Below are 13,107 nucleotides of genomic sequence, written 5' to 3'. Positions count from 1 at the left end.
GGCCATCCATTCATCGTCTTGCAATTGGCTGGCTGCTTGACCACGGACAGGTGCACGGCTATGGCCCCCTGCATGGAAAAGCAAAAGAAACCGTCCCGCCAGCAAGTTTATACGTTGCTCGTTCAGATTGGCCGCAAAGACGGTGACGGTCTGCCTGAAGGTGCGACCGGAGCGGCGCTGATGTGCTTTGCCAGCGGGGTGGATGAGGCCGAGGCCGTGCGCGAAACCGTCGCGATCCTGAAGCAGGCCGACACAGCGCCGCTGGACGTGACCGGATATGGTACTCTGGCCGAGCGCGAGGCGCAGGGGCATGAAATTGATCCTGATGAGCGCGCCCTGATGCAACGGGCTTTGGACGAAAACGCCGTTATTGTTGCGCAGATGACCCCGTTTTTCGGGGATGAAGAACCAGCTTAGTTCCGCACCCCGAACCACTTACGATAAATCTCGTCATAGGTGCCATCTTCGCGCAGCGCGAGCAGGGCTTGGTTCACGTCTTCGACCAATGGCGAACCGGTCGGGAATGCAATCCCGTAGTTCTCACGCAGGAAAACGCCACCTGTCATTGATGCGATCCGGCGCCCTTCATGGGCGGCATAGTAGGACAGGATCGGCGCGTCAAAGACGACGGCGTCCAGTTCCTTTTCCTGGAAAGCGGTCAGCATATCGTCCAGGTTTTCATAGCCGGAAAACTCGACCTCGCGCCTAGTCAAGAAGTTTGCCGCGGTCGAATTCGATATCGTCCCCACCTGTTTGCCATAAAGGTCGTTGACCGAGTTCACGCTGCCGCTGATGGCATCCACGGTCATGACCGAGGTGATACGCGCCGTGAAGACCGATACGATGAACAGCGAGGACACGACAAGGACGACGCCTAGCAACCGCCCGAACGGCGTGCGCGGCATGCGCTCCTCGAACCCGCCATTGACCACCAGGTTCAGCGCCCACCAGAAGGACGGAAACCATGCTTCGTTCAGCTTGCGGTCAAAATAGGGTTGAGCGCGACGCTCAAACCCCCACATCAGCATCCCGCCGCCAAGCAGGATCGCGAAGGCCAGACCAATTGCAATGAACAGCTCAGTCGATAGCAAGGCGTGTAACAGCGAAGGTCTGCGTGCGGCATCCGAGGGCACCATGATCTGCAAGCCGGCCTCGAATATCGGTTGGCTGAAATCCATCCGTGTTTCCCGCGCAGCCGTGATCGAGATATTCGCCACGGCCATGTCGGCAGCTCCATCCTGCACGGCGCTTAGCATATCGCCGAACGCCTCGACCCTGTTGACCGAGTAGTCCCAATTCAGCGCCTCGGCCAACGCCTGCAGCAAGTCCATGGAAAAACCAGTTTGTGCTCCGTCCTCGACATAGGAAAACGGGGGGCGGGTCACCGTCGTGACCGAAAGCGTCTGCGCCTGGCTTTGCTGTGCAAGAACGGCGAAAGTCAGGCAGACCCATACGAGAAGCGCGCGTATCATCCAATTCACCTGTTTCGCGGCCCTCTAACGCAGATTTGAAAGGCACGGCAAGGTGGTCGCTAGGTAAACCACCATGTTTTATTAGTGTATCGATTCGAGAGGTGCGAAAAAAAGCGCCCGGATTCCGGTGGCCAGGGGTTGGCAATTGGCCCAATTCGTTGAATCTGTGCATGATCCTGCGAATGAACCAACCAAAAGGGCCTGGAAATGACAGATCCGGTGAAGTTGACGGCGGACCTGATCCGTTGCCCATCAGTCACACCTGTTGAAGGTGGCGCGCTCGTATTACTGGAAAACCTACTGTCAGGCGCAGGCTTCGACTGCGCCCGCGCGGACCGGGGCGATGTCAGCAATCTGTATGCGCGCTGGGGGCCGAAAGGGCATCCGCGTAGCTTTGGGTTCAACGGACATACCGACGTAGTACCGGTCGGGGACGAAGCAGCTTGGACGATGCCCCCGTTTGGTGCAGAAATCCGCGAAGGCGTGATGTACGGGCGCGGGACCACGGACATGAAATCCGGCGTGGCAGCCTTTGCTGCTGCTGCTGTGGACTTTGTGCGCGACACACCACCGGATGGGGCGATCATTCTTGCGATCACGGGCGACGAAGAGGGTGACGCCGTGGATGGCACAACGGCACTGCTTGATTACATGTTTGAGGTCGGGGAGCGCATGTCCGCCTGTTTGGTAGGAGAGCCGACCTGCCCAAACACAATGGGCGAGATGATGAAGATTGGGCGGCGCGGCTCGATGACCGCCTGGTTTACCGTGACCGGGGTGCAGGGACATTCGGCTTATCCGCATCGGGCCAAGAACCCTCTGCCCGCCATGGCGAGGTTGATGCATCAGTTGGCCAGCCACGAGTTGGACCAGGGGTCGGACCATTTCGATGCCTCAACCTTGGCTGTTGTGAACATTGACACGGGCAACGCAGCAACCAACGTTATCCCCGCGCAATGTTCCGGGGCGGTGAACATTCGTTTTAACGATCTGCATTCGGGTGCCAGCCTCAGCGAGTGGTTGCAGGCCGAGGCGCGCGCCGTGGCCGACGCCTATGGGGTCGAGGTCGACGTTCGCATCAAAATCTCAGGCGAAAGCTTTCTGACCCCGCCCGGTCCCCTGTCTGATCTGGTCGCGCAAGCGGTCGAAGCCGAAACCGGTGTTCAGCCCGAAATGTCGACAACAGGTGGCACTTCGGATGCGCGGTTTGTCAAAAACCACTGCCCGGTTGTTGAGTTTGGCCTCGTCGGTCGAACAATGCATCAGGTCGATGAATGCGTCGAGGTCGCGCAGATCGAACAGCTCAAGGCGATCTATACACGCATCCTTCGGGACTATTTCGCCTGATCCATGCAACGCACATTGGTCATTATGGTGAAAGAACCCCGCCCGGGCCGGGTCAAGACACGGCTGGGGCGCGACATCGGCATGGTTGGTGCTGCATGGTGGTTCCGCCATCAGACACGCGCGCTGATCCGGCGTTTGCGGGACCCGCGCTGGCAGATTGTGCTTGCTGTCGCCCCGGATCGGGAAGGCCTGACCAGCCGCGTCTGGCCCGCTGATCTGCCCCGCGCGGCGCAAGGGCGTGGTGATCTGGGCGATCGCATGGGACGCATGCTGCGCGGGATGCCGCGGGGGCCGGTTTGCCTGATTGGCGCTGACATTCCGGGGATCACGCCATCACATGTCGCGCGGGCGTTCAGGGAATTGGGTCGGTCGCAGTTCGTATTCGGTCCTGCGCCGGACGGTGGTTATTGGCTGGTTGGCGCACAGCGGTACAAGGCGTTACCGACAAGCCTGTTTCGCAATGTGCGCTGGTCTACCGAACATGCGCTGGCAGATACGCTGGCGTCGGTTCCTGGTTGCCGTGTGGGATTGCTGGACCATCTGCGCGACGTTGATACGGTGGCTGATCTGAATCCCTGAGCTTTTTGGTCATGACGCGGTCGCATACCCGTGATAGGCCGGAAGTATGACTCGGATACCCACCAAGCAGGAGGTCCTCGATTGGATCTCGGCGAACCCCACCCTGACCTCGAAACGCGATATCGCCAAGGCCTTTGGCATCAAAGGCGCGGATCGGATTGACCTCAAGCGCATCTTAAAAGAGCTTGAGGCCGAAGGGCATCTTGAAAAGCGCAAGCGCAGCTATCGCGACCCGGACCGCTTGCCGCCGGTCAGCGTGCTGCAGGTGAAAGCGCCGAACGCGGATGGTGACTTGTTCGCGCGGCCTTTGGAGTGGCATGGCGAAGGGGTGGAACCGATTGTTCTGATCGTCACCCGCGCCAGCGATCCGGCACTAGGCGAGGGCGACCGCATTCTGGCTCGCCTGACCGTGGTGCATGAGGAAGACCACAATTACGAGGCACGACTGATCCGCCGTATCGGAACCAACCCGCGCAAGATCGTGGGGATCTTTCGCAAAGGGGCCGAAGGCGGACGAGTCGTGCCCATTGACAAGGCCAGCCAGACCGAATGGCTGGTCGCTGATGGGGCCGTGCTGGGTGCCAGAGATGGCGAATTGGTCGAGGCTGAACAGGCCGGGCCAAAAAACCGCATGGGCCTGCCGCGTGCGCGTATCGTGGAACGGTTGGGTGATCCATCAGCGCCCAAAGCCGTGTCGCTGATCGCAATCCATCAACACGGCATTCCGGATGATTTCCCTGACAAAGTAATTGTCGAGGCTGACAAGGCAAAACCCGTCGGCTTGAAGGGACGTGAAGACCTGCGGGACATGCCACTGCTGACCATCGACCCTTCAGACGCACGGGATCATGACGATGCGTGCTACGCGCATACTGATGATGATCCCAAGAACCCCGGCGGGCATGTGATCTGGGTCGCCATTGCCGACGTCGCCGCCTATGTGCAACCCAGCACCGCGCTGGACCGTGAGGCGCGCAAGCGTGGCAATTCCAGCTATTTCCCTGACCGGGTTGTGCCGATGCTACCGGATCGGTTGTCAGGCGATCTGTGTTCGCTGCACGAAGGCGTCCCGCGGGCCTGTATTGCCGTGCGGATGCAGATTGATGCGGATGGAAACAAGATCGGCCATCGTTTTGTGCGTGGGTTGATGCGCTCGGCCGCGTCGCTGCACTATGCCGAGGTGCAAGACGCCATCGACGGCAAAACCAACGACCGCACAGGGCCATTGTTAGAGCCTGTTTTGAAGCCGCTCTACTACGCCTATGCCGCACTCAAGAAAGCGCGGGCGGAACGGCAGCCGCTGGAATTGGATCTGCCAGAACGCAAGATCGTTCTCAGCGACGCGGGCGAGGTTCAAAGTGTGGCCTTCCGTGACCGGCTAGATGCGCACAAGCTGATTGAGGAGTTTATGATCCTCGCCAATGTGGCTGCTGCCGAGACCCTGATTTCCAAACGCCGCCCGCTGTTGTTCCGTGTGCACGAAGAACCGGCGCCAGAGAAGCTGGAAAGCCTGCGAGAGACGGCTCAGGCTGCTGGATTGAATTTGGCTAAGGGGCAGGTCCTTCAGACCCGACACCTGAATGCGCTATTGAACGCGGCTGCAGGAACCGAGGATGCAGAGCTGATCAATCTGACGACCCTGCGCTCGATGGCGCAGGCCTATTACAATCCGGAAAACTTTGGCCATTTCGGGCTGGCGTTGCGCAACTATGCGCATTTTACCTCTCCTATCCGACGCTATGCCGACCTGATCGTGCACCGGGCGCTGATCACGGCGCATGGCTGGGGTGACGACGGGTTGACCGAGGATGAAATCGCGCGCCTTGATGAAACGGCAACCCATATCTCGGACACCGAGCGTCGCTCGATGATGGCGGAACGGGATACAACGGATCGTTACCTCGCCGCTTATCTGAGCGAGCGTGTGGGCAACGAATTCTCTGGCCGCATCAGTGGTATCGCTCGGTTTGGCGCGTTTGTGAAGATGGACGAAACCGGTGCCGATGGCTTGGTGCCCGTCCGGTCGCTGGGGCGGGAATTTTTCCATTTTGACCGCGAAGCCGGAACGTTGATGGGCTCGGACACCGGGTTGATCATTGCGATAGGTCAGCGTGTCACCGTGCGCCTGACCGAGGCCACACCCGTCACCGGTGGGCTGGAACTGGAATTGCTGTCCATCGACGATCAGGCGCTGCCGCGCGGGCGCGGTCCTGCCAAGCGGGGTACACGGCGCAAGGCGGTCAGCACCAAGCGCAAGAAGGACAAGATCAAGCGCAAAGTCGAACGCAAACGCCGTCAAAGGTGATAGGTTAGCGCTCGAGCGATAAGCCAGCCGTGGCGGGCCTCGCCGATCTGATCCGGGTCATCAAACAAGATGGCCCGGTTGCCATCGATCCGATCTTCGCCTGGAAAGGCGGTGGTGAAATCACCCATCAATCGGCTCTGACAGTGAACGAAAAGTGCAAAAGACGCCGCTTTGTGTCCGCCCAGTCGGATCGTCGAGCCCTTTGGGGCCAGATAGGCGGGTTGACCCCACCGCAGCGCCTCATTCAATGGCTGTGCTTTGGGCAATGTCCCGGCTGTTGAAAACACCAACTCACGCAGGGCGAGCACGCCCGACCGGGTATCTTCGGGGTACGCATCAAAGGCGGCCTGCACGGCAGGGTCGTTAAAAGGTGTCATGGTAGCGGTATCGCCTGTTCCATTCGGTCGACATAGTCGCTCAGCAGCCTATCCTGTTTGATCCGCCGGGTCAGCGGTGTTTCCGCCGGTGTCGCGCGCATTGCGGCCAGCATGGGGCCAACGCTCATATCAGCAGAGGTCGGTTTGTCACCCAGAAGGAAGGGCGATTGCCACAGAAAAGCGGATATCGCTTCAAGGTCCCGCTCCAATCGATGCTGACGCTCAGCAAGTGAGAAACGACCGACACCTTGGAACACCAAGCCCCGAACAACCTTTTTCCGGATGGAGTTCGAAACAGGTGTGCGGATCAAAGCGGGAATGACCGAAAAGAAGGTGTCGCGCAGAATTGGCCAGACCTCGTCATTGGCCCATCTGTCCATCACGACCTGAAAATAGATATGTTCCTCTGCCATGCGGATCAGTGCCCGCGCCTGCGCCTTTTGTATGTCGCTGAGCCCATGGTCAAAGTCCGCGCCCTGCGCCTCAAGCCAATCGCGAATTAGGTCGCTGTCCGGGACAAGACGCTCTGGCGTACGCAGAACTGGAAGCTTTTGATGGGGCATTTTGCGGGGGTCCAGCATATCGGACCGCTGCCAGCGCTGGCCCGCGTGCTCCAGCATATATGCGGCTTTGACGCAGAAGGGGCTGGCGCTGAACAGGCCGAAGGCAGAAGGGTAGATCAAAAGGGTCAGCATCGGGGGCTCCAGTATCAGGGATGCCCGAGGGATACCTTTGCCTGATGACAGTTTCTGTCATCAGGTTTAGATTAACCTGCATTATGTCCCGAACCGCCCGTCTGTTCCAATTGATGCAAGCACTGCGCTCTGGCCCTTCGCCCAAGACGTCCCAACAACTGGCGCAGGATCTGGGCGTCTCGCCACGCACGGTTCATCGCGATATCGAGTCGTTGCGTGGGCTTGGAGCAGTGATTGATGGCGAGGCCGGTTTTGGCTTTACCCTGATCGAAGACGCAACACTGCCACCGCTTGGCTTCACTGATGATGAGCTTGAAGCGCTTGTTTTGGGGCTGCGAGAGGTTCAGGCCATTGGCGATCCCGGTTTGGCGGACGCGGCGGGCAATGCGTTGCGAAAATTGCAGGGGCGGTTGCCGCAGCGCCAATCGCATCGCCTGTCCCATGCAGTACTGACGGCCACGCGTTTTGACCGCCCGGCCAAGCCCACCATCACGGTAGCCGACTTGCGGCAGGCCACGTGGGACGAACGCACAATCGAGTTCGCTTACACTGATGCCAAAGGCGACGATACACGCCGCAAGGTGAACCCGCTGAGTATCGTCTACATGGATCGATCCAGCGTTCTGATTTCCTGGTGCCATCTGAGGCAAGATTTTCGTGTCTTCCGCCTGGACCGGATACGCGAAATGTCCGTGACAGGTGAAAGCTTTAGGCCAAACCGTATCCCTTTGCTGCGTGAGGCTCTTGCCCGGATTCGTGCACAGCACAAAGCAAAAGATCGCGAGGGGGCAAGCTGAACGCTTTGGAAAACGCCAATTCTGCGGTACTCTGAAGTCGAGCAGTAACCAGGAAAATTCGGAATGCGTAAATGCATAGGTGGCGTTATGACCGCCGCATTATGGGCATCCATTGTGCAGGCGGAATCTATCAATACACTGGGCGGATCGCAGGCCATTCAGTTGGCATCAGCAGGCGTGGCGATATCCATCCGGCCAGTATTACGACCCTCAGCTAAGGAGTACCGGGTGTCGACGGAAGGAAACGCGCGGTTTCAGGCATGGCTTGGAGCATTTCGAGAACGGGCTGTAGGGCAGGGCATATCAACCTCAACTCTGGATCGGTCGCTGGCGGGCGTGACCTACGACAAGGACGTAATCCGGCGCGACCGCAGTCAGGCGGAGTTTTCAAAACCCATTTGGGAGTATCTGGATTCTGCCGTCTCGGAGGCGCGCATCAGAAACGGCCGCGCCGGGTTAGGGCGTTACCGCGATGCGTTGTCCCGCATCGAAGCCAGGTATGGCGTTGAAAAAGAGGTCGTGACGGCGATCTGGGGCCTGGAAACTTCATTCGGGACGTTTCGGGGCAATGACCAGACCATCCGATCTTTGGCGACTTTGGCCTTTGACGCACGGCGCGCTCAGTTTTTCGAAGCCCAGCTGATCGCCGCATTGCAGATCATTCAGGCAGGCGATGTCAGCCCGCGCAACATGATGGGCAGTTGGGCCGGGGCGATGGGGCATACGCAGTTCATGCCGACTTCATATCTTGACCATGCGGTTGACTTCGACGGGGACGGACGGCGCGATATCTGGTCGGACGATCCGACCGACGCGCTGGCCTCAGCCGCCGCCTATCTGGAGCGGCATGGGTGGACCAAAGGGCAGCCTTGGGGTGTCGAAGTGACATTGCCCAAAGGGTTCGACTATTCCACGGCGAGGCGGGATCACACGCTGATGCCGTCGGAATGGGCCGCACGCGGTGTGGCATCGACGAATGGCACTCCAATCTCGGATCATGGCCAAGCCGCAATCCTGTTACCGGCCGGAGGGCAGGGCGTTGCCCTGATGATTTTCGACAATTTCAAAGTCATAGAGAAATACAACGGTGCCGACGCCTATGTAATCGGAATCGGCCACCTATCTGACCGTCTGGCCGGACGCGCGCCGTTTCAGGCCGAATGGCCGCGCAGTGATCGGGTGCTGAGCTTTACCGAGAAAAAGGAGTTGCAAACGCGGTTGACCGACGCTGGATTCGACACGCAAGGCATCGACGGGCGCACTGGGCCGAACACGGTCAATGCGGTTCGGGCGTATCAGTTGGCGCAGGGGTTGTTGCCGGATGGGTACGCGAGTTTGAAACTTTTGGAGCGGCTGCGTTAGCCAAGAGTGTCCGGTTGCGCCCGGGGGCTCACACATTGTGTCACGAGCGAATGTGCCAATTGATTGCTGACAAGAAGACGCCATTCCTTTACCACCCAAGCGTTTGATTTTCTTTGGAGTAGGCGATGACGAGTCCTGACATCCGATCACTTTCTTCTCTCGCTCGGCGCGTGGCCGAAGTCGCGATACTTGAGGGTGAGTTCTTGCTTCGGTCTGGGCAGACTGCAGACCGGTATTTCGACAAGTACCGATTTGAAAGTGATCCGCTTCTTTTGAAGCCGCTGGCATACGAGATGAGTGCTCTTTTGCCCTCCGAAACCGAAGTTATCGCCGGGCTGGAGCTGGGGGGAATTCCCCTGGTGACCGCGATTTCGCTTGAAACCGGTCTACCGGCAGCATTCGTTCGAAAGCAGGCGAAGGCCTATGGCACGTGCCGTGCTATCGAAGGACAAGAGATTACCGGAAAGAAGGTGACGTTTATCGAAGATGTAATCACCACCGGTGGGGCCGTGGCCGACGCTCACCGCCTCGCCACGGCTGAAGGGGCCGAAATTTTGGCGGTAGTGTGTGCCATCTGGCGAGGTGAAGGAAATCCGAAGATACAGAAGGTGCCAGGGCTACCCGTGAATCCCGTGTTTGAACGGGCAGATCTGGAGCGTTGAATAGGCAAAAAGTCAACAGGTCGGGGATTGGTCAATTAATATAGCCCAATTGATGCCAAGGCCACTCGTAAATAAAGTGGCAGCCACAACGGGCCGCCACGTTACTTTTTCGAGTTCTGTGTCTGCTCTTACGCGGCCGCCTTCATCAGCCCCTGTTCGATAATCTCGGCCTGCGCCTCGTCCAATGACTTGTAAATCCGCACGAACATCTCGTCGATCTCCGCCGGGGTCAGAACCAGCGGCGGTGAGATGATCATGCGGTCGCCCACATGGCGCATGATCAGGTTGTTGGCAAAGCAGCGGTCGCGGCAGATGTAGCCAATTGTTCCTGGCTCGGACGCAAATTTGGCGCGACTGTTCTTATCGGGCGTCAGGGCGATCGAGGCCATCATGCCAACGATCTTGGCCTCACCAACAAGCGGATGGTCGGCCAGAGCCTCCCATTTTTCTTTCAGATAGGGCGCCGCCACGTCGCGCACATGGTCGACGATCTTCTCTTCTTCGAGAATCCGCAGATTTTCCAGCGCGACCGCCGCAGCAACCGGGTGACCGGAGTAGGTGTAGCCGTGATTGAACTCGGTTCCGCCAATCACCTCGGCAATCTCATCGGTGACAATCGACCCGCCGATGGGCGCGTAGCCAGAGCTGAGGCCCTTGGCGATGGTCATGATATCGGGTTTGATCCCGACCGTTTCGGAGCCAAACCAGTTGCCGGTGCGGCCGAAACCGCAAATCACTTCATCAGCAATCAACAGAATTTCGTACTTGTCGCAAATACGCTGAATCTCGGGCCAATATGTATCCGGCGCGACGATCACGCCGCCCGCACCCTGCACAGGTTCGGCGATAAAGGCGGCGACGCGATCCTCGCCAAGTTCCTGAATAGCGTCTTCCAGTTCTCGTGCCCGGGCCAGACCGAATTCTTCGGGCGACATGCCGCCGCCTTCGGCCCACCAGTTCGGCTGGTTGATGTGATGAATGTTGGGGATCGGAATGCCGCCTTGCGCGTGCATGCCGGCCATACCGCCCAGTGACGCCGAGCCGACGGATGAGCCGTGATAGGCGTTATGGCGGCTGATAATGATGTTCTTGTCAGGCTGGCCTTTCTCGGCCCAGTAGGTGCGGACCAGACGGATGTTGGTGTCGTTCGCCTCGGACCCTCCGGCGGCAAAGAAGACGTGGTTCAGATCGCCCGGAGCCAGTTCGGCGATTTTTGCTGCCAGCGCGATCACCGGAACATGGGTCGTTTTGAAGAACGTATTGTAATAGGGCAGTTCGCGCATCTGGCGGGCTGCGACCTCGGCCAGTTCGTCGCGACCATAGCCGATATTGACGCACCAAAGACCGGCCATCGCGTCCAAGATCTCTTCGCCCTCACTATCGGTCAGGTACACACCTTTTGCCCGAGTAATGACCCGTGCGCCTTCCTGCGCCAGCGATCCGTTAGCGGAAAACGGGTGCATGTGATGCGCCGCGTCCAGCGCCTGCAATTCGGCGGTCGGCATATGATTGGTGATTGTCGACATCAGAGAATCTCCTGAAAGAGCGGTTGCCAATCACAATATGATCAAATTTTTTGCTGTCAATCGAATCGGCATGATTCAGGCTCGAATCAGAGCATCCGACATCAGTTCCATGCCTTGTTCGATGTCCTGCGCGGTCGCTTTTGCCACCTTTTCCGCATCTTGTGCCCTCAGGGCCGCAATGATGTCCTTGTGCCGGTCCGGCAGGCTGTGGGTTCCGAATCTACCGCACACGACACGTAGGGACGGACCGAAACGCAGCCACAGCCGCTCTGCCAGATCGTTGAGAATGGGAGCATGCGCATAGGCATAAAGCGTTTCGTGAAACTGATGGTTCAAACGCAGATATCCACTGACGTCGCCATCCGTTATCGTTTGATCCAATCGCTGATCGATACGCTCCAGCCGGTCAATATCTGCGGGTTTCATCGCAGAGGTGGCGCGGCGGGAAAGTTCTGATTCTATTGATATTCTGGCGAAGATCATCTGTTCTACGTCGGCGTTGGACAACAGCGGTACGCTGACACGGCGATTGCCCTGAAACACCAAAGCACCATCTGAAATCAGCCGCCTGATCGCCTCGCGCACCGGCGTCATTCCAACACCCAGCGAATCAGTCAATCCTTGGATCGTGACAGGTTGCCCCGGGACCAGCTCGCCGTACATGATTTGCGATCTGAGGGTCTGGTACACCTGTTCATGCGCCGGCTGTTTTCCTTCATCCACTTTGGTACCGGATGCTTTATTTTTGATCAAATCCAAGTGGTTTACCCTGTTTCCCGTAGTGTTGTCTTGCCAGAAACCTGACCTCGTGAAACCATACGATGGATCGGGGGAAAACGCAAAACTTGATCAAATCCAAAAAAACGGGAAAATACCCGTACACTTGCAGGGAGAGAAATATGTCAATCAAAACGCTGACGATGACAGCAATCGTCGCGCTGGGGACTTCGGCGGCCTTTGCCGAGGAAGTGCGCGTCTATAACTGGTCCGACTACATCGACGAGGATCTGCTGAAGAAATTTGAAGAAGAGACAGGCCTGACGCTGATCTACGACGTGTTCGACAGCAACGAGGTTCTGGAAACCAAGATGCTGGCCGGTGGCTCGGGCTATGACGTGGTTGTGCCGTCAGGCACGTTTCTACAGCGCCAGATTCAGGCCGGTGCATTTCAGGAACTGGACGCAGCAAAGCTTTCGAATTCAGGAAACCTATGGGATGTGATTCAGGAACGTACCGCCGGCTACGATCCGGACAACGCCTATTCAATTAACTACATGTGGGGAACGACCGGCATCGGTGTGAATGTGGCCAAGGTCAAAGAAGCGCTGGGCGACGATGTTGCGTTGAATAGCATGGATCTGGTGCTGAAACCTGAGAACATGGAAAAGCTGGCCTCGTGTGGGGTTCATTTCCTGGATGCGCCATCCGAGATCATTCCAATGGTACTTCAGTACATAGGTGAAGACCCGGACAGCCATGACAAGGATGTCATCGGCAAGACCGAAGAAGTTCTTCTAGGTGTTCGCCCGCATATCCAGAAATTCCACAGCTCGGAATACATCAATGCGCTGGCAAACGGGGATATCTGTGTGGCAGTTGGATGGTCTGGTGACATTTTGCAGGCGCGGGACCGTGCGGCAGAGGCCGACAATGGCGTGGAAATCGAATACCACCCCTTCGCGGAAGGGTCGCTGATGTGGTTCGACCAGATGGCGATACCGGCGGATGCTCCGAACCCCGAAGGTGCACATCAGTTCCTGAACTTCATTCTGGACGCCAACAACATGGCCGCCGCATCGAACTATGTGTACTACGCCAATGGCAATAAGGCTTCGCAGGAGTTCCTAGAGGAAGACGTGATTGGTGATCCGGCAATCTATCCGAATGATGCCACGATGCAGAATCTCTACATCACAACGCCCTATCCGGCAAAAACCCAGCGGACCGTGACCCGTCTGTGGACCAAGATCAAATCAGGCACCTGA

General features: G+C 58.0%; 13 protein-coding genes. 8 read left to right on the top strand and 5 right to left on the bottom strand.

Going from position 1 to position 13,107, the window contains the following annotated elements:
* The first annotated feature begins 72 nt into the window (after window positions 1-72).
* Window positions 73-417, top strand: coding sequence for a hypothetical protein (locus tag GOW16_RS17385; RefSeq protein ID WP_170383855.1), 345 nt, complete (start codon window positions 73-75; stop codon window positions 415-417).
* Here GOW16_RS17385 and GOW16_RS17380 read toward each other — a convergent pair.
* Window positions 414-1,472, bottom strand: coding sequence for a transporter substrate-binding domain-containing protein (locus GOW16_RS17380; RefSeq protein ID WP_170417342.1), 1,059 nt, complete (start codon window positions 1,470-1,472; stop codon window positions 414-416). The two genes, GOW16_RS17385 and GOW16_RS17380, sit on opposite strands and share 4 nt — an antisense overlap.
* A gap of 207 nt (window positions 1,473-1,679) precedes the next feature.
* Here GOW16_RS17380 and dapE point away from each other — a divergent pair, with 207 nt between their 5' ends.
* Genes dapE through rnr form a run of 3 tightly spaced genes read left to right on the top strand, consistent with a single transcriptional unit; the run spans window position 1,680 to window position 5,703 of the window.
* Window positions 1,680-2,819, top strand: coding sequence for a succinyl-diaminopimelate desuccinylase (gene dapE, locus GOW16_RS17375; RefSeq protein WP_170417337.1), 1,140 nt, complete (start codon window positions 1,680-1,682; stop codon window positions 2,817-2,819).
* A gap of 3 nt (window positions 2,820-2,822) precedes the next feature.
* Window positions 2,823-3,398: a TIGR04282 family arsenosugar biosynthesis glycosyltransferase gene (locus GOW16_RS17370; protein ID WP_170417334.1), complete on the top strand. Its 576-nt coding sequence runs from the start codon at window positions 2,823-2,825 to the stop codon at window positions 3,396-3,398.
* A gap of 46 nt (window positions 3,399-3,444) precedes the next feature.
* Window positions 3,445-5,703, top strand: coding sequence for a ribonuclease R (gene rnr, locus GOW16_RS17365; protein ID WP_170417331.1), 2,259 nt, complete (start codon window positions 3,445-3,447; stop codon window positions 5,701-5,703).
* On the opposite strand, the gene GOW16_RS17360 is transcribed toward rnr, so the two are convergent.
* Both GOW16_RS17360 and GOW16_RS17355 read right to left on the bottom strand, forming a co-directional pair.
* The gene (locus tag GOW16_RS17360) at window positions 5,694-6,080 is read right to left on the bottom strand and encodes a DUF1801 domain-containing protein (protein WP_170417329.1); all 387 of its coding nucleotides are present in this window, start codon (window positions 6,078-6,080) and stop codon (window positions 5,694-5,696) included. The two genes, rnr and GOW16_RS17360, sit on opposite strands and share 10 nt — an antisense overlap.
* Window positions 6,077-6,775, bottom strand: coding sequence for a glutathione S-transferase family protein (locus tag GOW16_RS17355; protein ID WP_170417326.1), 699 nt, complete (start codon window positions 6,773-6,775; stop codon window positions 6,077-6,079). The genes GOW16_RS17360 and GOW16_RS17355 overlap by 4 nt, the downstream gene beginning before the upstream one ends.
* Window positions 6,776-6,858: 83 nt before the next feature.
* On the opposite strand from GOW16_RS17355, the gene GOW16_RS17350 reads away from it, so the two are divergent.
* The 3 genes from GOW16_RS17350 to pyrE all read left to right on the top strand — a co-directional run bounded on the left by GOW16_RS17350 (window position 6,859) and on the right by pyrE (window position 9,596).
* On the top strand, window positions 6,859-7,572 hold the full coding sequence (locus GOW16_RS17350) for a helix-turn-helix transcriptional regulator (protein WP_170417323.1): 714 nt from the start codon (window positions 6,859-6,861) through the stop codon (window positions 7,570-7,572).
* Window positions 7,573-7,635: 63 nt separating this feature from the next.
* A complete protein-coding gene (locus tag GOW16_RS17345; RefSeq protein WP_254429829.1) occupies window positions 7,636-8,934 on the top strand; it encodes a lytic murein transglycosylase in 1,299 nt (432 codons plus the stop codon).
* A 125-nt stretch (window positions 8,935-9,059) separates the two neighbouring features.
* Window positions 9,060-9,596 carry an orotate phosphoribosyltransferase gene (pyrE, locus tag GOW16_RS17340; RefSeq protein WP_170417321.1) on the top strand — a complete coding sequence of 179 codons (537 nt, stop codon included), beginning with the start codon at window positions 9,060-9,062 and terminating at the stop codon, window positions 9,594-9,596.
* Between the two features lie 128 nt (window positions 9,597-9,724).
* Here pyrE and GOW16_RS17335 read toward each other — a convergent pair whose 3' ends face one another.
* Window positions 9,725-11,122: an aspartate aminotransferase family protein gene (locus GOW16_RS17335; RefSeq protein ID WP_170417318.1), complete on the bottom strand. Its 1,398-nt coding sequence runs from the start codon at window positions 11,120-11,122 to the stop codon at window positions 9,725-9,727.
* A 75-nt stretch (window positions 11,123-11,197) separates the two neighbouring features.
* Window positions 11,198-11,881, bottom strand: a complete 684-nt coding sequence (locus tag GOW16_RS17330; protein WP_170417315.1) for a GntR family transcriptional regulator — start codon at window positions 11,879-11,881, stop codon at window positions 11,198-11,200.
* 140 nt (window positions 11,882-12,021) lie between these two features.
* Here GOW16_RS17330 and GOW16_RS17325 point away from each other — a divergent pair, with 140 nt between their 5' ends.
* Window positions 12,022-13,107: a polyamine ABC transporter substrate-binding protein gene (locus GOW16_RS17325; RefSeq protein ID WP_170417311.1), complete on the top strand. Its 1,086-nt coding sequence runs from the start codon at window positions 12,022-12,024 to the stop codon at window positions 13,105-13,107.

Origin of the sequence: Ruegeria atlantica (assembly GCF_013033965.1) — a bacterium.
Lineage (GTDB): Bacteria > Pseudomonadota > Alphaproteobacteria > Rhodobacterales > Rhodobacteraceae > Ruegeria > Ruegeria atlantica_D.
Note: the sequence above shows the minus strand (reverse complement) of the source record. Positions and strands in the feature narration are given on the sequence as shown.

Excerpts from the sequence above, each read along its gene's own strand:
- GOW16_RS17355 (WP_170417326.1), bottom strand. The coding sequence starts at position 6,775 with ATGCTGACCCTTTTGATCTACCCTTCTGCCTTCGGCCTGTTCAGCGCC.
- pyrE (WP_170417321.1), top strand. The coding sequence starts at position 9,060 with ATGACGAGTCCTGACATCCGATCACTTTCTTCTCTCGCTCGGCGCGTG.
- GOW16_RS17370 (WP_170417334.1), top strand. The coding sequence starts at position 2,823 with ATGCAACGCACATTGGTCATTATGGTGAAAGAACCCCGCCCGGGCCGG.
- GOW16_RS17360 (WP_170417329.1), bottom strand. The coding sequence starts at position 6,080 with ATGACACCTTTTAACGACCCTGCCGTGCAGGCCGCCTTTGATGCGTAC.
- GOW16_RS17325 (WP_170417311.1), top strand. The coding sequence starts at position 12,022 with ATGTCAATCAAAACGCTGACGATGACAGCAATCGTCGCGCTGGGGACT.
- GOW16_RS17345 (WP_254429829.1), top strand. The coding sequence starts at position 7,636 with ATGCGTAAATGCATAGGTGGCGTTATGACCGCCGCATTATGGGCATCC.
- rnr (WP_170417331.1), top strand. The coding sequence starts at position 3,445 with ATGACTCGGATACCCACCAAGCAGGAGGTCCTCGATTGGATCTCGGCG.
- dapE (WP_170417337.1), top strand. The coding sequence starts at position 1,680 with ATGACAGATCCGGTGAAGTTGACGGCGGACCTGATCCGTTGCCCATCA.
- GOW16_RS17335 (WP_170417318.1), bottom strand. The coding sequence starts at position 11,122 with ATGTCGACAATCACCAATCATATGCCGACCGCCGAATTGCAGGCGCTG.
- GOW16_RS17350 (WP_170417323.1), top strand. The coding sequence starts at position 6,859 with ATGTCCCGAACCGCCCGTCTGTTCCAATTGATGCAAGCACTGCGCTCT.
- GOW16_RS17380 (WP_170417342.1), bottom strand. The coding sequence starts at position 1,472 with ATGATACGCGCGCTTCTCGTATGGGTCTGCCTGACTTTCGCCGTTCTT.
- GOW16_RS17385 (WP_170383855.1), top strand. The coding sequence starts at position 73 with ATGGAAAAGCAAAAGAAACCGTCCCGCCAGCAAGTTTATACGTTGCTC.